We start from the raw sequence: 26,518 nt of genomic DNA, 5'->3' as shown, positions 1-26,518 counted from the left end.
GCATCCCCAGCCAACCTATTTAAAGGCAGACAAGAAGAATGAAAGCTTACGCCGTACCTTTCGAGAAGTTCGTCAACCTGGCCGACGCCCGCCTCGGCACCAAGATCATCTCGGTCACCGATGACTGGTTCGCCGACGCCAACCGTTTGTTCCAACCGACCCCGGCCGTATGGAAGGAGGGCGTGTTCGATGACAACGGCAAGTGGATGGATGGCTGGGAATCGCGGCGCAAGCGCTTCGAAGGCTACGACAGCGCGGTGATCCGCCTGGGTGTGGCCGGCTCGATCAAAGGCGTGGACATCGACACCTCATTCTTCACCGGTAACTACCCACCCTCGGCCTCCCTGGAAGCCTGCTTCCTGACCGAAGGCGAGCCAGACGAAAACACCCAATGGAGCGAAGTGCTGTCGGCTGTCGAGCTGCAAGGCAACAGCCACCACTATCACGAAATCAGCAACGTCCAGGCCTTCAGCCACCTGCGCTTCAACATCTACCCCGATGGCGGCGTGGCTCGGTTGCGGGTCTATGGCATTCCGTACCGCGACTGGTCGGCCGTGGGCGACAATGAACAGATCGACCTGGCTGCCGCCCTCAATGGTGGCCGTGCCCTGGCCTGTTCCGACGAACACTTCGGTCGCATGAGCAACATCCTCAACCCCGGTCGCGGCGTGAACATGGGCGATGGCTGGGAAACCGCCCGTCGTCGTACCCCGGGCAACGACTGGGTGATCGTCGCCCTGGGCCATGCCGGCGAGGTCGAGAAAATCATCGTCGACACCCTGCACTTCAAGGGCAACTACCCCGACAGTTGCTCGATCCAGGGCGCGTTCGTCAAGGGCGGCACCGACAGCCAGATCGAAACCCAATCGCTGTTCTGGCGTGAGCTGCTGCCAAGCCAGAAGCTGGAAATGCACGCCGAACACACCTTCGCCGAGCAGATCAAGGCCCTCGGGCCGATCACCCACATCCGCCTGAACGTGTTCCCGGACGGTGGGGTGAGTCGCCTGCGGGTGCTCGGTAAGGTCGCGAAATAACTTCTTGTGGGACCACGGCTTACCGGCGATAGCGTCGGCACTGGCGCCACCGCCAGCAAGCTGTACTCCCACAGAACAGACAACACAGAATTTTTGGATAAGAAGACCAGCATGCGCACACTCAAGATCGAACCGTTGACCAAAGAAGCCTTCGCCCCGTTCGGTGACGTGATCGAAACCGACGGCAGCGATCACTTCATGATCAACAACGGTTCGACCATGCGCTTCCATCGCCTGGCGACGGTGGAAACCGCCACGCCGGACGACAAGGCGATCATCAGCATCTTCCGCGCCGACGCGCTGGACATGCCGTTGACCGTGCGCATGCTGGAGCGCCATCCGCTGGGCAGCCAAGCCTTCATTCCGCTGCTCGGCAACCCCTTTCTGATCGTGGTCGCGCCACTTGGCGATGCACCTGTATCAGGCATGGTCCGCGCCTTCGTCACCAACGGCAGGCAGGGCATTAATTACCATCGCGGCGTCTGGCACCACCCGGTGCTGACGATCGAAAAGCGGGATGACTTCCTGGTGGTTGATCGCAGTGGCACAGGCAATAACTGCGATGAGCATTTTTTCAAAGAGGATGAGTATTTGATCCTCGCCCCCCACCAGCGGACGGAGTGAAAACTACTGCGGGCTGAGCGGCTACGCCGCCACGCGTGCAATACTGCGTTGAAAACTGACTCGAAATGCTCATTGACTAAAGTCAACTCCGCTTTCTCGCCAGTTTTCGCCTTGTCTTGCCTTCGCTCGCTACGTTTTCACACCGTCCCCAAGAGAAGGTCCGATCACGCGAAAACAAGCGTGACGGGCGAGAGGTAAAGACTGTGCAAGCACATATGCTGGAATGGCTGAACCTGAGCGTGCGCTGGGTTCACATGATCACTGGCGTGGCCTGGATCGGCGCGTCGTTCTACTTCGTCTGGCTGGAAAACAACCTCAATCGCGCCAACCCCAGGAGCGGCCTGGCCGGCGACCTGTGGGCCATCCACGGCGGCGGCATCTACCACCTGGAAAAATACAAACTCGCGCCTCCGTCCATGCCGGACAACCTGCACTGGTTCAAGTGGGAAGCCTACTTCACCTGGATGTCGGGCATCGCGCTGTTGTGCCTGGTGTTCTATTGGAACCCGACCGTCTACCTGCTGGCTCCCGGCAGCAGCCTGAGTGGTCCCGAAGGCGTCGCCCTGGGCCTCGGTTCGTTGCTCGTCGGCTGGTTCATCTACTCCTTCCTCTGCGACTCGGCCCTGGGCAAGCGCCCTGCCTTGCTCGGCCTGATCCTGTTCGTGCTGTTGATCGCCGCGGCCTACGGCTTCAGCAAGGTGTTCAGCGGTCGCGGTGCCTACCTGCACGTCGGGGCGGTCATCGGGACGATCATGGTCGGCAACGTGTTCCGTATCATCATGCCGGCACAACGGGCCCTGGTAGCGGCCATCGCCGAGAACCGCACCCCCGACCCGGCGTTGCCGGCCAAAGGCTTGCTGCGTTCACGCCACAACAACTACTTCACCCTGCCGGTGCTGTTCATCATGATCAGCAACCACTTCCCGAGCACCTACGGCAGCCAATACAACTGGCTGATCCTGGCCGGGATCGCCGTGGCGGCGGTGTTGGTGCGGCATTACTTCAACACCCGCCATGACAGCAACCGGTTTGCCTGGACGCTGCCCGTCGGCGCCCTGGCGATGATTTGCCTGGCTTACGTTACCGGCCCCAAGCCCATGCCCACCGCACCGGAGGTAGCCAAGGCACCCGCCGCCATCGAGTACCAACCGCTGCCGGAAACGGCGGTAGGCGGTGGTGCAAAACCGGCGCCGGCCCCGGCTGCACCGGCATCGGCGCCCACCCAGGCCGCCAACGCCCTGGGCCCGTCGTTCGAGAAGGTCCATAGCGTGATCCAGGAACGCTGCTCGGTCTGCCACTCGGCCAAACCCAGCAGCCCGTTGTTCAGCGCCGCGCCAGGTGGGGTGATGTTCGACACCCCGCAGCAGATCCAGCAACAGGCCGCGCGCATCCAGGCCCAGGCCGTCACCAGCCAGATCATGCCGTTGGGCAACATCACCCAGATGACCCAGCAGGAACGCGACCTGATCGGCGCGTGGATCAACCAGGGTGCGCGGACCAACTGAGCCTCGCGCGCCAATAGCGTCACATGTCATACCGCTGACAGGCCGATCGGCACACCACCGGTCGCCCGTCAGCGACTGCCTGCGCCTCAACAATAAAAACAAGAGGAAAGCACCCGATGACCCAGCCCCGCCATCACGCCCTAAATTCGCCACGAATGCGCCGTTGCAGGGCACTTGAGCCCCTCAAGGCAAGCCCGCATCCTGCGCGGCCGTTCGAAGCCGGCCGACAACAGAAAACCATCCAATCCTGACCGCCCCGCCAACTTATCCGGGCGCTGGCGGACAAAAACGCGCCCCTGAAAACCCTTTTTACGACTGTTCAAAAAGCAGCTGGACGAGCCTTTTTTGGGCCTTGGCTCAGCTCTTGCTATCAGCACTGGCCACAAGCTAAAAGCTGACCGAACGGATGTTTTTTTCCGTAGAAAAAAGGCGCCACACCAGAGCGCTGATCTGAAAAAAGCGGTACCACTTACCTTTGGGAGCAAACCGAATGAAACGTACGTGCACCAGCCTGATACTCGCAGGATCCTTGCTGGCCGCAGGCCAGGCGATGGCCGACGATCTGTTCCAGTGGCAGAACAACAGCCTGACCTACTTGTATGGCAAGGATTTCCAGGTCAACCCGCGCATCCAGCAGACCGTGACCTTCGAACACGCGGACGCCTGGAAATACGGGGACAACTTCTTCTTTCTCGACCGGATCTTCTACAACGGCCAGGACGACAGCCTGTCCGGCCCGAACACCTACTACGGCGAGTTCAGCCCCCGCCTGTCGTTTGGCAAGATCTTCGACCAGAAGCTGGAACTGGGCCCGATCAAGGATGTGCTGCTGGCCATGACGTATGAGTTCGGGGAAGGCGACAACGAGTCGTACCTGATCGGTCCGGGTTTCGACCTGGCGATTCCCGGCTTCGATTACTTCCAGTTGAACGTCTACAACCGCCAGACCGAAGGCCCGCGCGCCGGCGACAATGTCTGGCAGATCACCCCGGTCTGGGCCTATACCGTGCCACTGGGCTCATCCGACATCCTCATCGACGGTTTCATCGACTGGGTGGTGGACAACGACACCAACTCCAAGGGCACCTACCACGCCAACCTGCACATCGTCCCGCAGGTCAAATATGACTTGGGCAAGGCTTTGAAACTCGGCGCCAAGCAGTTGTATGTCGGGGTGGAATATGACTACTGGAAGAACAAGTACGCCATCGAAGACAGCGATGGGTTCAAGACCAACCAGAGCACGACCAGCTTTTTGCTGAAGTACCATTTCTGAACCCAGGATTTACATCCGCAGCAATACCCCTGTGGGAGCGAGCCTGCTCGCGATTGCGGTGGACCTGCTTGCATTGATGTTGAATGTACCGCCGTCATCGCGAGCAAGCTCGCTCCCACACTGGGTTGTGTGTTGGGCTCAGCTTAAGCGGCCACCGCAAATCCCCTGTGGGAGCGAGCCTGCTCGCGATTGCGGTGGACCTGCTTACGCCAACCCCAGAAACCGACTCAACGCCTCGCGCTGCGCCAACGCATCCTGGCGTCCCAGCTCGATCAGTTCGCTGCAATACCCCGACTCGAACAACAGGTAACTCAGCACCCCCGCGCCACTGGTCTTGGTTGCGCCGGGTCCGCGCAAGAATACCCTCAACGCTCGCGGCAATTCCTGGCGATGGCGGGCGGCGATTTCGTCGATGGGCTGGCTGGGTGAAATCACCAACACCTCCACCGGCGCCGCGCCGAGGGCGTGGGCCGGGACGTCATCGGGCAGCAGGTGACTGAAACCGTTCAGGCGCTCAAGCAACTCGATGTCGCTTTCCAGGCTGTCGATGAACGTGCTGTTGAGCATATGACCGCCGATCTGCGCCAGGGTCGGTTGCAGGCCCGTGTAGCTGCGCTCGCGGGGATCTTGTCCGCCGCCACCACGAGGGTTGCCGCTGACGCCGATCACCAGCACGCGATTGGCCCCCAGGTGCAAGGCCGGGCTGATGGGCGCCGATTGCCGCACCGCGCCGTCGCCAAAGTATTGCGGACCGATCTTGACCGGCGCGAACAACAGTGGAATGGCCGAGCTGGCCAGCAGGTGTTCCACCGACAACTGCGTCGGCACACCGATACGCCGGTGACGCAGCCAGGTATCGATGGTCCCGCGGCCCTGGTAGAACGTGACGGCCTGGCCGGATTCATAACCGAATGCCGTCACCGCCACCGCCCGCAGTTGCTGCTCGGCGATGGCCAGCTCGATACCCGAGGCGTGGAATTGGGCCTCGAGCAGTTCGCGCAACGGCGAACTGTCGATCAGCGCCACCGGCAACTTGGCCCCCAGGCCCAACAGGCTGTGGGTAATGAAACGCGTCGCCTGGGCGATCACGCCCCGCCAGTCGCTGCGCATGACCTGATGGCTGCGCACCGCTTGCCAGAACGCTGTCAGCCGCTCGATGGCGGTCTTGAAGTCCATCGCCCCGCTCGCCAGGCTGACCGCGTTTATCGCTCCGGCCGACGTGCCGACGATCACCGGGAAAGGGTTGTCCGCACCGTCTGGCAACAATTCGGCGATGGCCGCCAGTACGCCTACCTGATACGCCGCTCGAGCCCCACCGCCGGAAAGAATCAAACCTGTAACCGGTTCAGCTGGGGTCATCGCAATGCTCCGTGCTCAAAGTACTGCTGAAAATGGCGGACTAGCGGTTCAACCACGCTTGTCGTACAGCTTCGGCTCGCCCGGCGGACGGCTCTTGAAGCGCCGGTGGGCCCAGAGGTATTGCTCGGGACAATCACTCACCGACTGCTCGACCCACTGGTTGATGCGGATGCAATCGGCCTCCTCGGTCTCACCCGGGAAATCCGTCAGAGGGGCCTGGATCACCAAGCGATAACCGCTGCCATCGGCCAGGCGCTCCTGAATGAAGGGCACCACCAGTGCCTTGCCCAGGCGGGCGAACTTGCTGGTGGCGGTGACCGTCGCAGCCTGGATGCCGAACAGCGGCACGAACACACTCTGCTTGGCACCGTAATCCTGGTCCGGCGCATACCAGATCGCCCGCCCGGCCCGCAGCAGCTTGAGCATGCCACGCACGTCGTCACGCTCCACCGCCAGGGAGTCGAGGTTGTGCCGCTCGCGGCCCCGGCGTTGGATGTAGTCGAACAGCGGGTTCTTGTGCTCGCGGTACATACCATCGATGGTGTGCTGCTGGCCGAGCAAGGCCGCACCGATTTCCAGCGTGGTGAAATGCAGCGCCATCAGGATCACGCCCTTGCCCTCGCGCTGGGCCTGCTTGAGATGTTCCAGCCCTTCGACATGGGCCAGTTTCGCCAAGCGCGAACGCGACCACCACCAACTCATGGCCATTTCGAAAAAGGCGATGCCGGTGGAGGCAAAGTTTTCCTTGAGCAGACGCTTGCGCTCGGCGGCGGATTTTTCCGGGAAACACAATTCCAGGTTGCGACGGGCGATGCGCCGTCGGTCGCCAGCCACTCGGTACATCAATGCACCCAATGCGCGGCCGACCCGCAGCAATAACGGATAAGGCAACTGGACGATCAGCCACAACAGCCCTAGGCCGCACCACAGCAGCCAGAAACGCGGATGAAAGAATGCAGCTCGAAAACGCGGGTGATCCATTACAGCTTCCATTAAGACATGGGCCGCGCATTCTACATTGTTCGACCCGGGTTGCGGCTCGCGGACGATCTCGTTATAAGTCTCGGCACTTTTAGTGACAAGCCGTTGTACGCCGACCATGAGCCAAACCGAACCGCTAGACCAAGACCCCGTGTTCCAGCTGAAGGGCAGCATGCTCGCCATTACGGTGCTGGAACTGGCCCGCAACGACCTGGAAGGCCTTGACCGGCAGTTGGCGGCCAAAGTCGCTCAGGCCCCGAACTTCTTCAGCAATGCTCCGCTGGTGCTGGCCCTCGACAAGCTGCCTGCCGGCGAAGGCGCGGTCGATCTGCCAGGCCTGATGCGCGTTTGCCGCCAGCACGGCCTGCGCACCCTGGCGATCCGCGCCAGCCGCATCGAAGACATCGCCGCCGCCATCGCCGTGGACATTCCGGTGCTGCCCCCGTCGGGTGCCCGGGAGCGCGTGCTGGAACTGAGCCCGATCGAAGCCAGGAAAGCCCCGGAAAAACCACCAGAGCCCACCATCAAGCCGACGCGCGTGATCACCTCGCCCGTGCGCGGCGGGCAACAGATTTATGCCCAGGGTGGCGATCTGGTCATCGTGTCCTCGGTCAGCCCGGGGGCGGAACTTCTCGCCGATGGCAACATCCATGTATACGGCCCGATGCGCGGTCGAGCACTGGCCGGCGTCAAGGGTGATACCAAAGCCAGGATCTTCTGTCAGCAATTGAGCGCTGAGCTGGTTTCCATCGCCGGGCAGTACAAGGTCTCCGAGGATTTGCGCCGCGACCCGTTGTGGGGAGCTGGCGTTCAGATCAGCCTGTCGGGCGACGTGTTGAACATCATTCGGCTTTAACGGATACTGCCGCATTTTCCAAGCATCTCTAGAACGAGCGAAAACGGCTTATAACGACGTAGGAAAAAGGATCAGGCAGTGTTTACCGGAGGTAGACCCCGCCCGACAGCCGATTCCAGCCAAGCCTGTCCAATTGCAGCCGTTTTCCAGAGATGTTTTTCAGGGACTGAGAAAGTCCTTTTTCCTTAGGGGTGAAACACCTTGGCCAAGATTCTCGTGGTTACATCCGGCAAGGGTGGTGTGGGTAAGACCACCACCAGCGCCGCTATCGGTACCGGCCTCGCTCTGCGCGGCCACAAGACAGTCATCGTCGACTTCGACGTCGGTCTGCGTAACCTGGACCTGATCATGGGTTGCGAGCGGCGCGTGGTCTACGACTTCGTCAACGTGGTCAATGGCGAAGCGAACCTGCAACAAGCCCTGATCAAGGACAAGCGCCTTGAGAACCTCTACGTGCTGGCCGCCAGTCAGACCCGCGACAAAGACGCGCTGACCCAGGAAGGCGTGGAAAAAGTCCTGATGCAACTCAAGGAAGACTTCGAGTTCGTGGTCTGCGACTCCCCGGCCGGTATCGAGAAAGGTGCCCACCTGGCCATGTACTTCGCTGACGAAGCGATCGTCGTGACCAACCCGGAAGTGTCGTCGGTCCGTGACTCCGACCGCATGTTGGGCCTGCTGGCGAGCAAGTCCCGGCGCGCCGAGAAGGGCGAAGAACCGATCAAGGAACACCTGCTGCTGACACGCTACAACCCACAACGGGTCAGCGATGGCGAAATGCTCGGCGTCGAAGACGTCAAGGAAATCCTCGCTGTCACCCTGCTGGGTGTCATTCCGGAATCCCAAGCGGTACTCAAGGCCTCCAACTCCGGCGTGCCGGTGATTCTCGACGACCAGAGTGACGCCGGCCAGGCATACAGCGATGCCGTCGATCGCCTGCTGGGCAAAACCGTAGCGCATCGATTCCTCGATGTAACGAAGAAAGGTTTCTTCGAGCGCCTGTTTGGAGGTAGGTAATGAACCTTTTTGACTTCTTTCGTGCCAACAAAAAACCCAGTACCGCCTCGGTCGCGAAAGAGCGTCTACAGATCATCGTGGCGCACGAACGCGGCCAACGCAGCACCCCTGACTACCTGCCGGCCTTGCAGAAGGAACTGGTGGAAGTGATCCGCAAATACGTCAACATCGGTAGCGATGACGTGCACGTGGCACTGGAAAACCAGGGCAGTTGCTCGATTCTGGAACTCAACATCACCCTGCCGGATCGCTGATAGATCCTGCGGGAGCCACGGCGGCTCGGGCTCAGCGCCCTTGTGTAGGAGCTGGCGAAGCCTGCGATCTTTTGATCTTGACTTGAACTCAAGGAAGCTCGGAAAAGATCGCAGGCTTCGCCAGCGCCTACATATAGGACATGGGCCCGAGCCGCCGTTGGCGTTTGTAACGAGACTGCTTTTAATGCCCCTGTCCAACATCCGCATCATTCATCAGGACGCCGCCGTCCTGGTGGTCGACAAGCCGACCCTGTTGCTCTCCGTGCCCGGCCGGGCCGACGACAACAAAGACTGCCTGATCACCCGCCTGCAGGAAAACGGCTATCCGGAAGCCCGAATCGTGCACCGACTGGACTGGGAAACCTCCGGCATCATCCTGTTGGCCCGCGACCCGGACACTCATCGTGAACTGTCCCGGCAATTTCATGATCGCGAAACCGAAAAAGCCTACACGGCGCTGTGCTGGGGCCAACCGGAACTGGACAGCGGCAGCATCGACCTGCCCTTGCGCTACGACCCGCCGACCAAACCTCGGCATGTGGTAGACCATGAGCACGGCAAACACGCCCTGACCTTCTGGCGCGTGCTGGAACGTTGCGGCGATTGGTGCCGGGTCGAACTCACGCCGATTACCGGACGCTCGCACCAATTGCGCGTGCACATGCTGTCCATCGGTCATCCGTTGCTGGGCGACGGACTCTACGCCCACCCGCAGGCCCTCGCGGCCTGGTCGCGCCTGTGCCTGCACGCCAGCATGCTGAGCTTCACCCATCCGCAAAGCGGCGAGCGCTTGCGCTTCGAATGCCCGGCGCCGTTCTAGATTATTCCCCATGAAAAATGGCTTTATCCGATAAAGGCTTGGCATGCAGGTTATTGATTTTCAGGGAACACCCGTCAAAAAAGTTCGTCACCAACTGCTGTACCTGATCTACGGCGACAAGGACGCTTATCGCCACGAAGCCAAGTTCAGCATCCTGACGGCCCTGGCCCACGGCAATCCGGCGACCCTGCCCAGCATCAGGATCCTGACCGACCGGCCCGAGGATTATCAGGACTGGCCAGTCGAGACCCTCGCGCTGAGCCCGCAGTTGCTGACCGAGTGGCAAGGCCATCACGGTTACATTCACCGGCGCAAGGCCTGCGCCATCGCGGCCGGCCTGACGCTCGCGGAAAAGACCCTGTTCGTCGACACCGACACGCTCTTCCTCGCCGATCCCGACCTGCTGTTCAAGCAAATCCAGCCAGGGCGTTACCTGATGGACAGCTTCGAATACAACTGGGAATACGTCTGCAAACGCGAGGATTACCTCAAGCTGGGTTCGCACCTGCGCCGCCACGGCATTACCCCGAGCAACAGCTTCAAGCTCTACAACAGCGGATTATGCGGCGTGACTGACAACGACGCGGCACTGCTGGTCCAGGCCGTCGAACTGATCGATGAATGGACCGAAGGCGGCTTCGACATCCACACCATCGAACAGATCGCGATTTCGTTCACCCTGCGCAACCGGGTCATTAACGAAACCAACAAGCACGCCTATCACTACTTCGCCGAAAAACGCTTCTTCCACACCATGCTGGCGCACTTCTTTGCCCAGCACGGCGAGGCGTTCAGCCAGCAGCTGATAGAGCGCTGCCATGATGTACCGCGCACCCGGCCTTTCCCGTCGGCCTGGCGGCGTCTGAAGATCAAATGGAAATTGCGCCACCAGCGCGGCGCCTTGCACAGGATCGGTCGTGACCTGCTGTATGGCAGCGCGGCGCCGGAGCATCCTTACTACAACCTTTGCCGGCACCATTGGTGGGATTCGGCATCGCGGGAGATTCTCCGCCTGGACCCGGAGCGCCAGCAACAGCTGTTCGGTCAACTGGAGCACTGGCCGCAGCACCTGCCAGAGCCGTCCAAGGGGCAAGACAAGCCCTTGATCATGGCGCACTTGCGCAAGCGGATCACGGCCTCGGACTGACCAGAATGGCCGGGCTGCGGAACGGTCCGTGATGGGGGATTGGGTCTGCAATGCAGGCGGTCGATGGGGTAAACTGCCGCCCATTGCTGTCTGGAGTTTCTTATGCGTGCAGAGTTGAACCAGGGCCTGATCGACTTCCTCAAGGCCTCCCCTACCCCGTTCCATGCCACCGCCAGCCTTGCCAAGCGCCTGGAGGCGGCAGGCTATCAGCGTCTTGACGAACGCGAGACCTGGGCCACCGAGCCCAATGGTCGCTATTACGTCACGCGTAACGACTCCTCGATCATCGCCTTCAAGCTCGGCCGCCACTCACCGTTGCACGATGGCATCCGCCTGGTCGGCGCCCACACCGACAGCCCCTGCCTGCGGGTCAAACCGCAGCCGGAACTGCAACGCCACGGGTTCTGGCAACTGGGCGTGGAAGTCTACGGCGGCGCGTTGCTGGCGCCGTGGTTCGACCGCGACCTGTCCTTGGCCGGGCGCGTGACCTTCCGCCGCGATGGCAAGGTCGAAAGCCAGTTGATCGATTTCAAGGCACCGATCGCCACGATTCCGAACCTGGCCATCCACCTCAATCGCGAAGCCAACCAAGGCTGGGCCATCAACCCGCAGAATGAACTGCCGCCGATCCTCGCCCAGTTCGCCGGGGACGAGCGCGTCGATTTCCGTGCCGTGCTCACCGATCAACTGGCCCGCGAACACGGCCTGAATGCCGACGTAGTACTCGATTACGAGTTGAGCTTCTACGACACGCAAAGCGCTGCGGTCATTGGCCTGCACGGCGACTTCATCGCCGGTGCGCGCCTGGACAACCTGCTGTCGTGCTACGCCGGCCTGCAAGCGTTGCTGAACGCTGACACCGAAGAAACCTGCGTACTGGTGTGCAACGATCACGAGGAGGTCGGCTCATGCTCGGCCTGTGGCGCCGACGGGCCGATGCTGGAACAGACCTTGCGTCGCCTGCTGCCTGAAGGTGAAGCGTTCGTGCGCACTATTCAGAAATCCCTGCTGGTGTCTGCCGACAACGCCCACGGCGTGCATCCCAACTATGCCGACAAGCACGACGCCAACCACGGCCCCAAGCTCAACGCAGGGCCGGTGATCAAGGTCAACAGCAACCAGCGCTACGCCACCAACAGCGAAACCGCCGGGTTCTTCCGCCACCTGTGCATGGCTGAAGAAGTGCCGGTGCAGAGCTTCGTGGTGCGCAGCGACATGGGCTGTGGCTCGACCATCGGCCCGATCACCGCCAGTCAACTGGGCGTGCGCACCGTGGACATCGGCCTGCCGACCTTCGCCATGCATTCGATCCGCGAGCTGTGCGGCAGCCACGACCTGGCGCATCTGGTAAAGGTGCTGAGCGCGTTCTACGCCTCTCGCGAGTTGCCATGATCCCTGAGCTTGCTCCCGCTGGGCCGTAGGAGCTGTCGAGTGCAACGAGGCTGCGATCTTTCCCCAGACACTTGAGTCTCAAGCGAAAGATCAAAAGATCAAAAGATCGCAGCCTTCGGCAGCTCCTACAGAACCCAGCGGGAGCAAGCTCCCTCGCCACAATGATGTCCGCCTCAAAATTTGGGGAGGCCGTGACATACATCAGCACACCCCAGCCAAACCCCAACTAGACTGACCCTATCTCTCCCCGACAAGGCTGTCGTCATGATCTCGATGTCTTCGTTCAACGCCATGCTGGTGCCCATCCTTGCTGGCATGATCCTGCTGGCCATCGGCTTCAACTTCCGCGACAAGAACGTTGGGGTCTTTGCCATGTGGATCGGCATGTTGTTGATCCTCGCCACGGTGGTGATCAAAATCCTGAGCAAGCTCAACGAGTCGCTCTGACCCAGCCTCAGGCTGCGGGCGATTCCAGTACAGGTTGCTCCGGCACATCCACGCCGACATGGATCGCATCGTGTCGCCAGAACTCCAGGTCGCAATCGATCAGCCGCTGATGCTGGTCATAGTTGACCCGTGCGATGCGAAGCCCGGGGCTGCCCACCGAAACCTTCAACGCCGCTGCCGCTTCTGGCTGTAAAGAGGTGGGCACGATTTCAAACTTCACCCGGCCGTAGTGCAGATCGTAATGGCGGGCGTACAGCTCGGTGATGGACTGGTTGAGGTCGAACCCGAGGATGTCCGGAAAATACTGCGGGTTCAGGTAGTGCTCGACGTACAGCACCAGCCGCTCGTCGATACGCCGCACGCGGCAGATCTGGATCACGCTGGACAACGCCGGCAACTGCAACCAGGCACACACCGCCGCCGAGGCAGGTTGCAGGCGCGCCGAGATCACTTGGGTAGAAGGCACACGCCCCTGGGCTGCAACCATGGCGTGGAAATGGCTGCGCTGCATCAAGTTGTAGGCCAGGCGCGGCGGCGAAACAAACCAGCCCCGGCGCTCCTCCCGATAAATCTGCCCCCGGGCTTCAAGCTGCAACAACGCCTCACGCACGGTAATCCGCGTGGTCCCGAACAATTCACTGAGCTTGCGCTCGGCCGGCAACTTGCTGCCGGGCGCCAGCAACCCGTGGCCGAGTTGCTCTTGCAAGACCTGTCCGATGGCTGTCACCGCTTTGGTTGCATCGATGCGCATCAACGTTACCTATTTGGACTAGACCAGCACTGTTTCGGCGCAAGATCGACTGTCCATCGATCCGCTTCTTGGTCCAGCAAGCCTAGGCACTGCACATGACTGGCAGATGACAGAGCCGCCGAACGGTCGCTTTGCAGGCGTGCAAATTAACGGCCAAGTCCTTTCAGATCAGCTGTTTAACCATGGTCTAGGCTTAATTCGCAGCCAACCTCCACGAGCCGGATATTTCCTGGACCCTCCAACACCGACATCAAAATGTCATAGGGCTCGCCTACATTGGCTCAGGTATTGCTGACCTAGACCAACACAACCGCAATCGCAGCGTTGAAAACGCCCATAGGAGCTTCGGATGAAACAGCTTTTCCTGGCATCACTGTTAGGCTCGACCATTGCCATGTGCACCGCCGCCATGGCCGCTGACACCGATCTGAAAACGTTGGAAGCCGCTGCGAAAGCGGAAGGCACCGTAAACAGCGTCGGCATGCCCGATGACTGGGCAAACTGGAAAGGCACCTGGGACGACCTGGCGAAGGTCTACGGCCTGAAACACATCGACACCGACATGAGCTCGGCCCAGGAAATCGCCAAGTTCGCCGCCGAGAAAGACAACGCCAGCGCCGACATCGGCGACGTCGGTGCGGCTTTCGGCCCGATCGCGGTCAAGCAGGGCGTGGTCCAACCCTACAAGCCAAGCACCTGGGAGCAAGTACCGGCCTGGGCCAAGGACAATGACGGCAACTGGGCATTGGCCTACACCGGCACCATCGCGTTCATCTTCAACAAGAAGCTGTTGCACGGTTCCGAAGTGCCGACCAAGTGGGCGGACCTGAAGACCGGTAAATACAAAGTTTCCATCGGTGACGTAAGCACTGCCGCCCAAGCCGCCAACGGTGTGCTGGCCGCGGCCCTGGCCAACGGCGGCGACGAGAAGAACGTCCAGCCGGCACTGTTGATGTTTGCTGAGATCGCCAAGCAAGGGCGCCTGTCCATGGCCAACCCAACCATCGCCACCATGGAAAAAGGTGAAGTCGAAGTCGGCGTGGTCTGGGATTTCAACGGTCTGAGCTACAAGGCCAAGATGGTCAACCCGGATGACTACGTCGTGCTGATTCCGTCCGACGGCTCGGTCATCTCCGGCTACACCACCATCATCAACAAATACGCCAAGCACCCGAACGCCGCCAAACTCGCTCGTGAGTACATCTTCAGCGACGCCGGCCAGATCAACCTGGCCAAGGGCAACGCCCGTCCGATCCGCGCCGAGCACCTGACCCTGCCGGAAGAGGTCAAGGCCAAGCTGCTGCCGAACGAGCAGTACAAAGGCGTGACCCCGATCAAGGACGCGGATGCGTGGGAGAAGACCTCCAAGGCACTGCCGCAGAAGTGGCAGGAAGAAGTGATCATCAACATGCAATAAGGCGGTAGCTCCCGCTCGGATATCCACTGGGCACCCCACTGTGGAAGCAGTCCCTGTGGGAGCAAAGCCTGCTCGCGATGAAGGCGACACGGTTCAACTGCAAGACCGTGTCATCGTTTATCGCGAGCAGGCTTTGCTCCCACAGGCCTGCTTTTACAGTGGAGCTTGTTGAGTCCGAGTTTTCTGGTATCTGCCCGGAGTCCCGATACCCATGAAGCACAACGTCATCCTGGTGGTGCTCGACGGTCTCAACCATGAGGTCGCCCGGCATGCCATGGGGCATTTGCAGGCTTACGTCGGCGCAGGACGCGCGGCCCTCTACAAACTGGAATGTGAGTTGCCCGCCCTGTCGCGCCCACTCTACGAATGCATCCTCACTGGCGTCGTGCCCATCGACAGCGGGATCGTGCACAACAACGTCTCGCGCCTGTCGAACCAGCGCAGCATTTTCCACTACACCACCCAGGCCGGTTTGAGTACGGCGGCCGCGGCGTATCACTGGGTCAGCGAGCTCTACAACGCCTCGCCCTTCGTGGCCGGTCGCGACCGTCACACCGACAACCCCGACTTGCCGATTCAATACGGGCATTTCTATTGGAATGACCACTACCCCGATTCCCACCTGTTCGCCGACGCCGAACACCTGCGCCAGCGCTACTTGCCGAACTTCCTGCTGGTGCACCCGATGAACATCGACGACGCCGGCCACAAGCACGGCCTCGACACCCCGCAATACCGCAACAGCGCCCGCTCGGCGGACATCAACCTGGCGGTCTACCTGCAAGCCTGGCTCGACGCCGGTTACCAGGTGCTGGTGACGTCCGACCACGGCATGAACAACGACCGTTCCCACAACGGTCTGCTGGCCGAAGAACGGGAAGTGCCGCTGTTTGTCTTGGGCAGCGGCTTCAGTTTCGATCCCGCGGCCACGCCCCGGCAGACCGACCTGTGCGGCACCATTTGCCAATTGCTCGGCGTCGACCACGACAAACCCTACTGCCAGGAGTTACTCAAGTGAACGCCATGACGCGCGGCAAATGGCTGGCAGCGTTGTGCCTGGTGCCCTTCGCGATTTTCTTCATCGTGTTCCAGATCGCCCCGCTGCTCTGGGTGCTGGTCAACAGCCTGGAATCGGAAGAGTTCGGCTGGGGCCTGGCCAACTTCAGCAAGATCTTCAGCTCCAAGTTCTACCTGCAAGCAATCCAGCACAGCCTGGAGATCAGTTTCTGGTCAAGTGTGTTCGGCATTGTCATCGCCGTGCTCGGCAGCTACTCCCTGCGCCGTGTGGATTCGCGCCTGCGCAACTTCGTCAACGCCTTTGCCAACATGACCAGTAACTTCGCCGGCGTGCCCCTGGCCTTCGCCTTCATCATTTTGCTCGGGTTCAACGGCAGCATCACGATCATGCTCAAACAGGCGGGCATCATCGAGGATTTCAACCTGTACTCGAAAACCGGGCTGATCATTCTCTACACCTACTTCCAGATCCCCCTGGGCGTGCTGCTGCTCTATCCGGCCTTCGACGCCCTGCGCGAAGACTGGCGCGAATCCGCCGAGCTGCTGGGCGCCAACGGCTGGCAGTTCTGGCGACACATCGGCTTGCCGGTGCTGACCCCGGCGCTGCTGGGCACCTTCGTGATCCTGCTGGCCAACGCCCTCGGCGCCTACGCCACGGTCTATGCGCTGACCACCGGCAACTTCAACGTGCTGCCGATTCGCATCGCCGCCATGGTCTCTGGCGACATTTCCCTCGACCCGAACATGGCCAGTGCCCTGGCCGTGATATTGGTGGCGTTGATGACCGTGGTCACCATCGTCCATCAGTTGCTGCTCAAGAGGAGCTACCATGTCTCGCGCTGAACCGGGCTCCGTCGGGCTCTATCATCGGGTGGTGGTGTACCTGCTGTTCGCCATCTTGCTGCTGCCCCTGGCCGGCACGCTCGTCTACTCCATCGCCAGCAGTTGGTCGGCCACCGTGCTACCCAGCGGCTTCACGTTCAAATGGTATGTGCAGTTGTGGAGCGATCCGCGTTTTCTCCACGCCTTCGGCCAATCGCTGCTGGTCTGCGTCGGTGCCCTGGTGCTCTCGGTGGTATTGATCCTGCCGTTGCTGTTCGTGGTGCATTACCACTTCCCCAGACTCGACGCCCTGATGAACATCCTCATCCTGCTGCCCTTTGCGGTGCCGCCGGTGGTGTCGTCGGTAGGTCTGTTGCAACTCTACGGCTCCGGGCCGCTGGCGATGGTCGGTACGCCGTGGATCCTGATCGGTTGCTACTTCACCGTCGCCCTGCCGTTCATGTACCGGGCAATCACCAACAACCTGCAAGCGATCAACCTGCGCGACCTGATGGACGCCGCCCAACTGCTCGGCGCCAGCACCTTCCAGGCCGCATTCCTGGTGGTGCTGCCAAACCTGCGCAAGGGCCTGATGGTGGCGCTGCTGCTGTCCTTCTCGTTCCTGTTCGGCGAATTCGTGTTTGCCAACATCCTCGTTGGCACCCGCTATGAAACCCTGCAGGTGTACCTGAACAACATGCGCAACAGCAGCGGCCACTTCACCAGTGCGCTGGTGATTTCCTATTTCCTCTTCGTACTGGTCCTGACCTGGGCGGCCAACATCTTGAACAAGGACAAAAGCCAATGAGCTACGTCAGCGTCCAACACCTGCAAAAAAGCTACGCCGGCACACCCGTGTTCAGCGACATCAATTGCGAGATCCGCAAGGGCGAATTCGTCACCCTCCTCGGCCCTTCCGGTTGTGGCAAGTCCACGTTGCTGCGCTGCATTGCCGGCCTGACCGCGGTGGATGCCGGCCAGATCATCCTCGACGGGCAAGACATCGTCCCGTTGAGCCCGCAGAAACGCGGCATCGGCATGGTCTTCCAGAGCTACGCCTTGTTCCCCAACATGACGGTGGAGCAGAACGTTGCCTTCGGCCTGCGCATGCAAAAAGTCGATGCCGCGGACAGCCGCCAGCGCGTGCTGGAGATCCTGCACCTGGTGGAGCTGCATGATTTTGCCGGCCGCTATCCCCATCAACTTTCCGGTGGCCAATGCCAGCGCGTCGCCCTGGCCCGTTCCCTGGTGACCCGGCCGCGCCTGTTGCTACTGGACGAGCCGCTGTCGGCCCTGGATGCACGGATTCGCAAGCACTTGCGCGAACAGATCCGACAGATCCAGCGTGAGTTGGGCCTGACCACGATTTTCGTCACACACGACCAGGAAGAAGCCCTGACCATGTCTGACCGGATTTTCCTGATGAACCAGGGAAAGATCGTACAAAGCGGTGATGCCGAAACCCTTTACACTGCGCCAATCGATGTCTTTGCCGCCGGTTTTATCGGCAACTACAACCTGCTGGACGCCGACAGCGCGACCAAACTGCTGCAACGGCCGGTGAACGGTCGTATCGCCATCCGCCCCGAAGCCATCGAGCTGAGCCGTAGCGGCGAGGCCGACGCGCTGATCCGCAGCCACAGCCTGTTGGGCAACGTGATTCGCTACCGGGTCGAGGCCCGCGGCGTGGAACTGGTGGTGGATGTACTCAATCGCTCGGCCGCCGACTTGCACCCCGATGGCGCACGATTGTCATTTTCCATCGATCCGTCGGCACTGTGTGAGGTAGCCTGACGGCTTTATCGATTTTGAAGCTGATCTTGAAAAGGAAAACGCGCTGATGGCCCTGGCAATTTTTGATCTGGACGAAACCCTTATCCACGGCGACTGCTCCACCCTCTGGAGCGCACAGATGGGACGCCTGGGCTGGGTCGACCCCGAGTCGTTCATGCAACGCAACGACGCGCTGATGGACGCCTACAGCCACGGCAAGCTGAGCATGGAAGAGTACATGGACTTCAGCCTGGAACCGATGATCGGCCGCACGCCGGAAGAAATCGAACACTTGGTGGCGCCCTGGGTGGAAGACTTCATCGAACCGATCATCTTCAGCGACGCCACCAAGACCATCGCCGAACACCGCAAGGCCGGCGACCGGATCCTGGTGATCTCAGCCTCGGGCACGCACCTGGTCAAGCCCATTGCCGAACGCCTGGGCATCGACGAGATCCTGGCGATCGAACTTGACGTGGCTCATGGGGTGTACAGCGGCCAGACCGTCGGCACCCTGACCTACCGCGAAGGCAAGATCGCCCGGTTGCTGGACTGGCTGGACGCCGAGGAAGAGAACCTGGAAGGCGCGAGTTTCTATTCCGACTCGCGCAATGACCTGCCGTTGCTGCTCAAGGTCGATTACCCGCATGTGGTGAACCCGGACCCGGTATTGAAGGCCCATGCCGAATCGGCCGGGTGGCCAATCCATAGTTGGAAATAAGCAGCCTCGTGTGGGAGCGAGCTTGCTCGCGATAGCGGTGGATCAGCCGGCATTGATTTATCTGATACACCGCTATCGCGAGCAAGCTCAGCTCCCACAGGTTCAGGTTCAGCCCAGCAGCAGCCACATGCCCCAACCGAGCAACAACAAACCGCAGAGACGGCTGAGCCAGAGTCCCTGCGGTAGGTTTTTCTCCAACAAGATAAAGACACCGATCACGGCCACCCAAAGCAGGTTCATCACGCCGACCACAAACAGCAGGCCCATCAGGGCCCAGCAGCAGCCCAGGCAATAAGCGCCATGGGCCAGGCCCATGCGCCAGCCGCCGAGTACGCCGGGGCGCCAGTAGCCGAGCAGAAAATGTAACGGCCCGCGACAATGCTCAAGGCAGACCGCCTTGCCTGGCAGCCACTGATAGACGCCTGCGACCAGCAGCAGGCCGGCGCCCAACGCGGTACTGGTGCTGCGCATCCCCGGACTGAGCAGAGCGAGTTGCTCGAGCGCCCATTGCAGCGCCGTGGCGCCCAGGGCGAAACCGGCCCAGACCAGAACATAGGCGCTGCAGAACAGCAGCAGGGCCAGGTGTCGCTGCGGTGCCGGCATACGCTTGCGCAGCATCTGCTGGTAGATCAACAGCATGGGCAGGGTGCTGGGCAGCATCATGCCGACCATCATCACCCCCCACATGGCGAACATCAGCAGTGTATCGGCCAGGCTCCAGGGCATGAGCATGCCGCCCATTGCCGCATCAGCCATGCCACCCGGCGCACTCATGTCCCGAGCCATCCGCAGCAGTATCAGCCAGGCCAGGGCGGTCAGCGCGAACAGGCAGAGCAGGAGCAGCAGCTGCTCGCCTGTCAGTCGCTTGCTCTGCCTCGCCACCTGAGGTTCTGCCATCTTTACGGCTCTATGCCATGACCGGTGAAGTGCACGTGGGCGAGGTGGCTATGACTGCCCTGGGCTTGTAGTTTTAGGGCTGCATGCGTCTGGTAGCTGCCGCTGGCTACTTCGGCCTCGAGGAACTCGAAGCCGTTGGGCAGGGACAGGCGGACTCGATGAGGTGAGCCGTCGATCGGGCTGCGGATCGGCTCGCCGCTGGCCTGCAACACGCCAGGAATATCCAGGTGCGCCAAGCGCTGATCGACATCAATGGAGAGGGTAATAGGCACGAACAGCGGTTCGAACGCTTCACTCATGGTGCTGCTGAACACCTGAAACACGTTGACCCCTGGATCGCTCTCCAGGCCAGAGAGGATGGTCAGCAGAGCCTGGCGTTGCGCCTCGTCGGCGCGTTCATCGATGAACACCTGACAACTGCCGTTGCCCTCATGGATGGCACCCGGCCAAGCGAAAGTGGCGGCCCAGCACAATCCGTCCAGCGCGACCTGATTGAAATACCCGTGTTCCACTCGCATCGACGCCACCGCCTGGCAGTGACCATGGGTCGGTGGCGCATTGAATTGACAGGGGCAGCCCCAATTGCAGTTGCAGGCAATGAATTCGACGCCCTGCATGCGCCATTCGGCGATGGCCATAATCAACCTCTTCACCTACTGGTGAAATGAAAGCTGCGGTTGCCCCATCCCCCATTAGTTAACGCTAGCAGGACGCGCGCATCAGACAGGGGCTGCCGACCGAAGGTGCAAGCCAGCGTCGATAAGGATGAGGGTGCCAGTCATGTCGGCGCGGACCTGTAGGAGCTGGCGAAGCCTGCGATCTTTTGATCTTTTGATCTTTCGCTTGAGATTCAGGTGTCTTGGGAAAGATCGCAGCCTCGTTTCACTCGACAGCTCCTACTCAGCTCCTGCGTAGCGTCTACACAGTTGCCACGGGTCGCACATAGCTGTCGAAATCAGCTCAGGCTTTCATCGATCACCAACACCAGCTTCCCGGACACCTGGTTGGTCGCCAGTTCCGCGAACGCCGCTTCGGCGTCCTTGATCGCGAAGGTCCGGGCCAGTTGCGGGCTCAGGCGTTTATCGGCAAACAGCGGCCACACCTGTTGGCCCAGCTCGCTGATCAGGTCGGCCTTGAACTGCTCGTCGCGGCTGCGCAGGGTCGAGCCGAGCAGTTGGATACGCTTGCCCAGCACCTGAGCCAGATCGAGTTCGGTCGAGCGCCCGCCCATCAGGCCGATCAACACCCAACGGCCGTCAACTGACAAAAGTTTCACGTTGAGTTGGGCGTAGCTGCCGCCCACCGGATCGAGGATCACGTCGAAGGGACCGAGGTCGTTCAAACTCTCCAGGCCATCGGTGCGTACCACGCCGCCCTGGGCGCCCAGGGCCTCGCAATAGGCCAGCCGCTCGGTCGAACCGACACTGACCCAACATGGGTTGCCGAACGCCTTGCACAGCTGGATCGCGGCCGAGCCGACGCCACTGGCGCCAGCGTGCAGTAGCACTTTTTCACCCGGTTTGAGCGCCGCCAACTGGAACAGGTTCAACCACGCCGTGCTGTAGACCTCCGGCAGCGCGGCCGCTTCAGCCAATGACAAGCCCTCGGGTACCGGCAATACATGCCGGCCATCGACCACCACTTCCTCGGCCATCCCGCCGCCGGCCAGCAATGCACAAACGCGGTCGCCCACCTGCCAGGACGAGCCCGGCCCAACCTCGCTGATCACCCCGGAACATTCCAGCCCCAGCACCTGGCTGGCGCCGGGTGGCGGCGGGTAAAGTCCGGCTTTTTGCAACAAATCGGCCCGATTCAGGCCGGCGGCCGCCACACGAATGCGAACTTGCCCGACATCACACGCCGGACTTGGCTCATCAGCCCATACCACTTGGCCTTCAACGCCTTGCAATGCTTTCACGGTGCCTCCATAGTGAGTCTCGACTGGGCCCGCTGCTTCAACGCCGGGCTTTCTTGCATTATGCGCCCGGGCCACATGGAACCGGCGACTTCAAAGACGGCCTAATATGCGTTATCAATTGTCCCTGCGTCGAATCAGCATGAAGCACCTGTTCCCCAGTACCGCCCTCGCGCTCGTCATTGGCCTCGGCCTGTTACCGTTGTCGAACGATACGTTCGCAGCCAACAGTTGGGACAAGCTTCGGCCCGATCGTGACGAGGTGATTGCCAGCCTTAACGTCGTCGAGTTGCTCAAACGCCATCACTACAGCAAGCCACCGCTCGATGATGCGCGCTCGGTCATCATCTACGACAGCTACCTGAAGCTGCTTGATCCCTCGCGCAGTTATTTCCTGGCCAGCGACATCGCCGAATTCAACAAGTGGAAGACCCAGTTCGACGATTTCCTCAAGAGCGGCGACCTGAACGCCGGGTTCACCATCTACAAGCGCTACCTGGACCGCGTGAAATCGCGCCTGGATTTCACCCTTGCCGAGCTGAACAAAGGCGTCGACAAAATCGATTTCAATACCAAGGAAACCTTGCAAGTCGACCGCAAAGACGCCCCCTGGCTCAAAAGCACAGCCGAACTCGATGACCTGTGGCGCAAGCGCGTCAAGGACGAAGTGCTGCGCATGAAGATTTCCGGCAAGGACCCCAAGCAGATCCAGGAAACCCTGACCAAGCGCTACAAGAACCAATTGGCTCGCCTGGACCAGACCCGCGCCGAGGACATTTTCCAGGCGTACATCAACACCTTCGCCATGTCCTACGACCCGCACACCAATTATCTGTCGCCAGATAACGCGGAAAACTTCGACATCAACATGAGCCTGTCCCTGGAAGGCATCGGTGCGGTACTGCAGAGCGACAACGACCAAGTGAAAATCGTGCGCCTGGTCCCGGCGGGCCCTGCGGACAAGACCAAACAGGTCAGCCCGGCGGACAAGATCATCGGCGTCGCCCAAGGCAACAAGGAAATGGTCGACGTGGTCGGCTGGCGCCTGGACGAAGTGGTCAAGCTGATCCGTGGTCCGAAAGGCTCGGTGGTGCGCCTGGAAGTCATCCCGGCCAGCAATGCCCCGAACGACCAGACCAGCAAGGTCGTGTCCATCACCCGTGAAGCGGTGAAGCTGGAAGAACAGGCGGCGAAAAAATCGGTCCTCAACCTCAAGCAGGACGGCAAGGACTACAAGCTCGGCATCATTGAGATCCCGGCTTTCTACCTGGACTTCAAGGCCTTCCGCGCCGGGGATCCGAACTACAAGAGCACCACCCGCGACGTCAAGAAGCTGCTGACCGAACTGCAGAAGGAAAAGGTCGACGGCGTCGTCATCGACTTGCGCAACAACGGCGGTGGCTCCCTGCAGGAAGCCACAGAGTTGACCAGCCTGTTCATCGACAAGGGCCCGACCGTGCTCGTGCGTAACGCCGATGGCCGGGTGGATGTGCTGGAAGACGAAAACCCGGGCGCGTTCTACAAGGGGCCAATGGCCTTGCTGGTCAATCGCCTGTCCGCGTCGGCCTCGGAAATTTTCGCCGGTGCGATGCAGGACTATCACCGTGCGCTGATCATCGGCGGCCAGACCTTCGGCAAAGGCACCGTGCAGACCATCCAGCCGCTCAACCATGGCGAACTGAAACTAACCCTGGCGAAGTTCTACCGGGTTTCCGGACAGAGCACCCAGCACCAGGGCGTGCTGCCTGACATCGATTACCCGTCGATCATCGACACCAAGGAAATCGGTGAAAGCGCCCTGCCCGAAGCCATGCCATGGGACACCATCCGGCCCGCGATCAAACCGGCCGTGGACCCATTCAAACCGTTCCTGGCCCAACTCAAGTCCGACCACGACGCGCGCTCGTCCCAGGACGCGGAATTCGTGTTCATCCGCGACAAGCTGGCCTTGGCGCAGAAGTTGATGATGGAAAAAACCGTCACCCTCAACGAAGCCGAGCGTCGCGCGCAGCATGCCGACATCGAGGCCAAGCAACTGACCCTGGAAAACCAGCGTCGCAAAGCCAAGGACGAAGAACCGCTCAAAGAGCTGAAGAAAGAGGACGAAGACCTGATCACGGAGCCGGAGAAAACCAAACCGGAAGACGATGCCTACCTGAGCGAGACCGGGCGGATCCTGCTGGATTACCTGAAACTCAATACGGCGATCGCCAAGCACTAAGATGATGGCCATTTAATGGTGATGCTCGTCGCAGTGTCATCAAACTGACATCAGTCTGTCGTGAAATACAGGACCGGGTGCCGCGCACCCGGTCCTTTTTTATCGCCAGAGATTACCATGACCACGACAGAGCAGCTGAGTGCCTTGAGTTCGATCCTGGCTCAAAGCGGTTTGCACAGCCTGTTCCAACCGATCATCTGCCTTTCCGAACGGCGCATCGTGGGTTATGAAGCCTTGACCCGCGGCCCCTCCAACAGCCCGTTGCACTCGCCCATCGCGCTGCTCTCCGTGGCCCGCCAGGCCGGCCGCCTCAGCGAATTGGAACTGGCCTGTCGCCGCAGCGCCTGCCAACGCTTCAATGAGCAAAAGCTGCCGGGCAAACTGTTTCTCAACGTCTCGCCCGAGTCCCTGCTGGAATCGGCACACCAGACGGGGCGCACGCTGCAACTGCTGCAGGACCTCGGCATCGCGCCCAGCCAGGTCGTGATCGAACTGACCGAACAAACCCCCATCGATGACTTCCAGCGCCTTCAAACCGCCCTGCATCATTATCGGGCCATGGGTTTCTCGATTGCCCTGGACGACTTGGGCGCCGGTTATTCGAGCCTGCGACTGTGGTCCGAATTGCGGCCCGATTACGTGAAGATCGACCGGCATTTCATCGACGGCATCCACCAGGACGCCCTCAAGCGCGAATTCGTGGGTTCTATCCTGAAAATCGCCCGGGCCTCCCGCGCCCAGGTGATTGCCGAGGGCATCGAACTGCCGGAAGAACTGGCAGTGCTGATCGAAATGGGCGTCGACTTGGTCCAGGGCTATCTGCTGGCGCGGCCTCAGGAACAACCGTCACGCGATGCCAAGGCCCTGATGCCCAAGCAGGACAGCGGCGTGGCGACGTTGAGCGATGAGGTCAACGACCTCAGTGCGCTGCTCAACGAGCAAACGGCAGTGGCCCACAACACGCCAACAGCCACCGTGCTGGAAGCGTTCCGGCGCCAGGCCAACCTCAACTCCCTGGCGGTGCTGGATGATCAAGGGCAGCCCTGCGGCATCGTTCATCGCCATTCGCTCTCGGACGCCTTGCTCAAGCCCTTCGCCACCGACCTGTTCGCCCGCAAACCCATCAGCCGCTTGATGCGCGACGACTTTCTCGCAGTGGAGTTGAACCAGTCGCTGCAACAAGTCAGCCGCCTGATCACCAGCCGCGCCCGACAACGCATCGAAGAAGACTTCATCATCACCCTCAACGGCGGCTACCTGGGCCTGGGCCGGGTAATCGACGTGCTCAAGCTCATCACCGAACTGAAAATCCAACAGGCCCGCTACGCGAACCCCCTGACCCTGCTGCCGGGCAACGTCCCGATCCAGCAATGCCTCACGCGCCTGCTGCAACAACGGCAGGAATCGGTGATCTGCTACGTGGACATCGACAGTTTCAAACCCTTCAACGACCTCTACGGCTACGGGCGCGGCGACGAGGTCCTGCTGTGCCTGGCCCAATGCCTGAACGAACGCATCGACCCCAGCCGCGACTTCGTCGGCCACATCGGCGGCGACGACTTCCTGCTGGTCCTCGGCCCGGAAGACTGGCGCAGACGCCTGGACCAGCTACTCAGCGACTTCCAGACCCACTGCCGGCGCTTCTACCGCCCCGAACACCTGGAGACGGGATGCTTTACAGCGTTGAACCGACAGGGCGTTCGACAGGAGTTCGCGCTGTTGTCATTGTCGATTGGCGTGGTGCATCTGCGCACCGAGGCCTGTGAGGAATTGGATGCCAGTCAGTTGGCTGAGCTGGCTTCGCAGGCCAAGCATCATGCCAAGGACATTTTGGGCGGGAGTGTGTATTTGGTGGAGGGTTTGGCGGAGCGGGAGGTTGTGGTGGGGTTGGGTTTGACGGTGTAAGCGGATTCTCCATTCACCACAGCCCGAACGCCTGGCGCCAACCCTGTGGCGAGGGAGCTTGCTCACGCTGGGCTGCGTGTTGATCGTTCCCACGCTCCTGCGTGGGAACGCCGCCAGGGACGCTCCGCGTTCCGCTTCTGGAAGGTGACGCAGAGCGTCACGGGATACATTCCCACGCAGAGCGTGATCAAATCCTCTAAGGAAACTCTGAAAAAGACTTCCTGATTTGGCAAAATCACCGGGCACCAGTCGCCGAGCTTTTCAATGATGAAACAGATGACCTTCGCCGATGCCGAGTACGCCGGCAAGCGCAAGCAGACCCGCAAGGAGTTGTTCCTGATCGAGATGGATCAGGTAGTGCCTTGGAAAG

At 60.8% G+C, this 26,518-nt stretch carries 25 protein-coding genes and 1 pseudogene; 20 read left to right on the top strand and 6 right to left on the bottom strand.

Going from position 1 to position 26,518, the window contains the following annotated elements; translation table 11 throughout:
* Positions 1-38: 38 nt before the first annotated feature.
* The 4 genes from alc (at position 39) to AACY42_RS15280 (ending at position 4,439) form a co-directional block, all read left to right on the top strand.
* Positions 39-1,034 carry an allantoicase gene (gene alc / locus AACY42_RS15295; protein WP_339480532.1) on the top strand — a complete coding sequence of 332 codons (996 nt, stop codon included), beginning with the start codon at positions 39-41 and terminating at the stop codon, positions 1,032-1,034.
* Positions 1,035-1,145: 111 nt separating this feature from the next.
* Positions 1,146-1,658: an ureidoglycolate lyase gene (locus tag AACY42_RS15290; RefSeq protein ID WP_339480530.1), complete on the top strand. Its 513-nt coding sequence runs from the start codon at positions 1,146-1,148 to the stop codon at positions 1,656-1,658.
* Between the two features lie 203 nt (positions 1,659-1,861).
* Complete coding sequence (locus AACY42_RS15285) at positions 1,862-3,163, top strand: urate hydroxylase PuuD (protein ID WP_339480529.1); 1,302 nt, start codon at positions 1,862-1,864, stop codon at positions 3,161-3,163.
* A 490-nt stretch (positions 3,164-3,653) separates the two neighbouring features.
* Positions 3,654-4,439, top strand: coding sequence for an outer membrane protein OmpK (locus tag AACY42_RS15280; protein ID WP_339480528.1), 786 nt, complete (start codon positions 3,654-3,656; stop codon positions 4,437-4,439).
* A 204-nt stretch (positions 4,440-4,643) separates the two neighbouring features.
* Here the strand turns inward: AACY42_RS15280 and AACY42_RS15275 are convergent, their stop codons facing one another.
* Positions 4,644-5,798, bottom strand: a complete 1,155-nt coding sequence (locus tag AACY42_RS15275) for a patatin-like phospholipase family protein (protein ID WP_339480526.1) — start codon at positions 5,796-5,798, stop codon at positions 4,644-4,646.
* Between the two features lie 48 nt (positions 5,799-5,846).
* A complete protein-coding gene (locus tag AACY42_RS15270; protein WP_339480524.1) occupies positions 5,847-6,779 on the bottom strand; it encodes a lipid A biosynthesis lauroyl acyltransferase in 933 nt (310 codons plus the stop codon).
* A 118-nt stretch (positions 6,780-6,897) separates the two neighbouring features.
* On the opposite strand from AACY42_RS15270, the gene minC reads away from it, so the two are divergent.
* From minC to AACY42_RS15235, 7 genes are all read left to right on the top strand, one after another.
* A complete protein-coding gene (gene minC, locus AACY42_RS15265; protein ID WP_339480523.1) occupies positions 6,898-7,635 on the top strand; it encodes a septum site-determining protein MinC in 738 nt (245 codons plus the stop codon).
* A 201-nt stretch (positions 7,636-7,836) separates the two neighbouring features.
* Positions 7,837-8,649, top strand: coding sequence for a septum site-determining protein MinD (gene minD, locus AACY42_RS15260; RefSeq protein WP_058542331.1), 813 nt, complete (start codon positions 7,837-7,839; stop codon positions 8,647-8,649).
* Positions 8,649-8,903 (top strand): cell division topological specificity factor MinE, encoded by a 255-nt coding sequence (gene minE / locus AACY42_RS15255; RefSeq protein ID WP_007940845.1) that lies wholly within the window; start codon positions 8,649-8,651, stop codon positions 8,901-8,903. Before minD ends, minE begins: the two co-directional genes overlap by 1 nt.
* Before the next feature lie 184 nt (positions 8,904-9,087).
* The gene (locus AACY42_RS15250) at positions 9,088-9,723 is read left to right on the top strand and encodes an RluA family pseudouridine synthase (RefSeq protein ID WP_339480520.1); all 636 of its coding nucleotides are present in this window, start codon (positions 9,088-9,090) and stop codon (positions 9,721-9,723) included.
* 43 nt (positions 9,724-9,766) lie between these two features.
* Positions 9,767-10,870 carry a hypothetical protein gene (locus AACY42_RS15245; protein ID WP_339480517.1) on the top strand — a complete coding sequence of 368 codons (1,104 nt, stop codon included), beginning with the start codon at positions 9,767-9,769 and terminating at the stop codon, positions 10,868-10,870.
* 102 nt (positions 10,871-10,972) lie between these two features.
* Positions 10,973-12,262 carry a M18 family aminopeptidase gene (locus AACY42_RS15240; RefSeq protein WP_339480516.1) on the top strand — a complete coding sequence of 430 codons (1,290 nt, stop codon included), beginning with the start codon at positions 10,973-10,975 and terminating at the stop codon, positions 12,260-12,262.
* Positions 12,263-12,526: 264 nt separating this feature from the next.
* Positions 12,527-12,709, top strand: coding sequence for a hypothetical protein (locus tag AACY42_RS15235; RefSeq protein WP_339480514.1), 183 nt, complete (start codon positions 12,527-12,529; stop codon positions 12,707-12,709).
* Between the two features lie 7 nt (positions 12,710-12,716).
* Here AACY42_RS15235 and AACY42_RS15230 read toward each other — a convergent pair whose 3' ends face one another.
* Entirely contained in the window at positions 12,717-13,460 is a 744-nt protein-coding gene (locus AACY42_RS15230) for a UTRA domain-containing protein (protein WP_339480513.1), read from the bottom strand.
* 349 nt (positions 13,461-13,809) lie between these two features.
* On the opposite strand from AACY42_RS15230, the gene AACY42_RS15225 reads away from it, so the two are divergent.
* From AACY42_RS15225 to AACY42_RS15200, 6 genes are all read left to right on the top strand, one after another.
* A complete protein-coding gene (locus AACY42_RS15225; RefSeq protein WP_339480511.1) occupies positions 13,810-14,877 on the top strand; it encodes an ABC transporter substrate-binding protein in 1,068 nt (355 codons plus the stop codon).
* Positions 14,878-15,088: 211 nt separating this feature from the next.
* Positions 15,089-15,895: an alkaline phosphatase family protein gene (locus tag AACY42_RS15220; protein ID WP_339480510.1), complete on the top strand. Its 807-nt coding sequence runs from the start codon at positions 15,089-15,091 to the stop codon at positions 15,893-15,895.
* 5 nt (positions 15,896-15,900) lie between these two features.
* The gene (locus tag AACY42_RS15215; protein WP_161798371.1) at positions 15,901-16,737 is read left to right on the top strand and encodes an ABC transporter permease; all 837 of its coding nucleotides are present in this window, start codon (positions 15,901-15,903) and stop codon (positions 16,735-16,737) included.
* Positions 16,724-17,524: an ABC transporter permease gene (locus AACY42_RS15210; protein WP_339480508.1), complete on the top strand. Its 801-nt coding sequence runs from the start codon at positions 16,724-16,726 to the stop codon at positions 17,522-17,524. Before AACY42_RS15215 ends, AACY42_RS15210 begins: the two co-directional genes overlap by 14 nt.
* Positions 17,521-18,510, top strand: coding sequence for an ABC transporter ATP-binding protein (locus tag AACY42_RS15205; RefSeq protein ID WP_339480505.1), 990 nt, complete (start codon positions 17,521-17,523; stop codon positions 18,508-18,510). Before AACY42_RS15210 ends, AACY42_RS15205 begins: the two co-directional genes overlap by 4 nt.
* A 46-nt stretch (positions 18,511-18,556) precedes the next feature.
* The gene (locus AACY42_RS15200) at positions 18,557-19,210 is read left to right on the top strand and encodes an HAD family hydrolase (RefSeq protein ID WP_339480503.1); all 654 of its coding nucleotides are present in this window, start codon (positions 18,557-18,559) and stop codon (positions 19,208-19,210) included.
* A 108-nt stretch (positions 19,211-19,318) separates the two neighbouring features.
* Here AACY42_RS15200 and AACY42_RS15195 read toward each other — a convergent pair whose 3' ends face one another.
* From AACY42_RS15195 to AACY42_RS15185, 3 genes are all read right to left on the bottom strand, one after another.
* Positions 19,319-20,107 carry a DUF2182 domain-containing protein gene (locus tag AACY42_RS15195; RefSeq protein ID WP_339480501.1) on the bottom strand — a complete coding sequence of 263 codons (789 nt, stop codon included), beginning with the start codon at positions 20,105-20,107 and terminating at the stop codon, positions 19,319-19,321.
* A gap of 2 nt (positions 20,108-20,109) precedes the next feature.
* On the bottom strand, positions 20,110-20,745 hold the full coding sequence (locus AACY42_RS15190) for a DUF1326 domain-containing protein (protein WP_339480499.1): 636 nt from the start codon (positions 20,743-20,745) through the stop codon (positions 20,110-20,112).
* Between the two features lie 317 nt (positions 20,746-21,062).
* Positions 21,063-22,025: a zinc-binding dehydrogenase gene (locus tag AACY42_RS15185; protein WP_339480498.1), complete on the bottom strand. Its 963-nt coding sequence runs from the start codon at positions 22,023-22,025 to the stop codon at positions 21,063-21,065.
* A 139-nt stretch (positions 22,026-22,164) separates the two neighbouring features.
* Between AACY42_RS15185 and AACY42_RS15180 the strand changes: the two genes are divergently transcribed.
* From AACY42_RS15180 to AACY42_RS15170, 3 genes and pseudogenes are all read left to right on the top strand, one after another.
* A complete protein-coding gene (locus AACY42_RS15180; RefSeq protein WP_339480749.1) occupies positions 22,165-24,243 on the top strand; it encodes a carboxy terminal-processing peptidase in 2,079 nt (692 codons plus the stop codon).
* Positions 24,244-24,360: 117 nt separating this feature from the next.
* Positions 24,361-26,148: a bifunctional diguanylate cyclase/phosphodiesterase gene (locus AACY42_RS15175; RefSeq protein WP_339480495.1), complete on the top strand. Its 1,788-nt coding sequence runs from the start codon at positions 24,361-24,363 to the stop codon at positions 26,146-26,148.
* Positions 26,149-26,415: 267 nt separating this feature from the next.
* Positions 26,416-26,518: pseudogene (locus AACY42_RS15170) on the top strand (IS5/IS1182 family transposase); the annotation flags it as partial.

The sequence above is a fragment of the Pseudomonas sp. RL_5y_Pfl2_73 genome, from assembly GCF_963970515.1.
Lineage (GTDB): Bacteria > Pseudomonadota > Gammaproteobacteria > Pseudomonadales > Pseudomonadaceae > Aquipseudomonas.
This window is presented reverse-complemented; position numbering and strand designations above follow the sequence as displayed.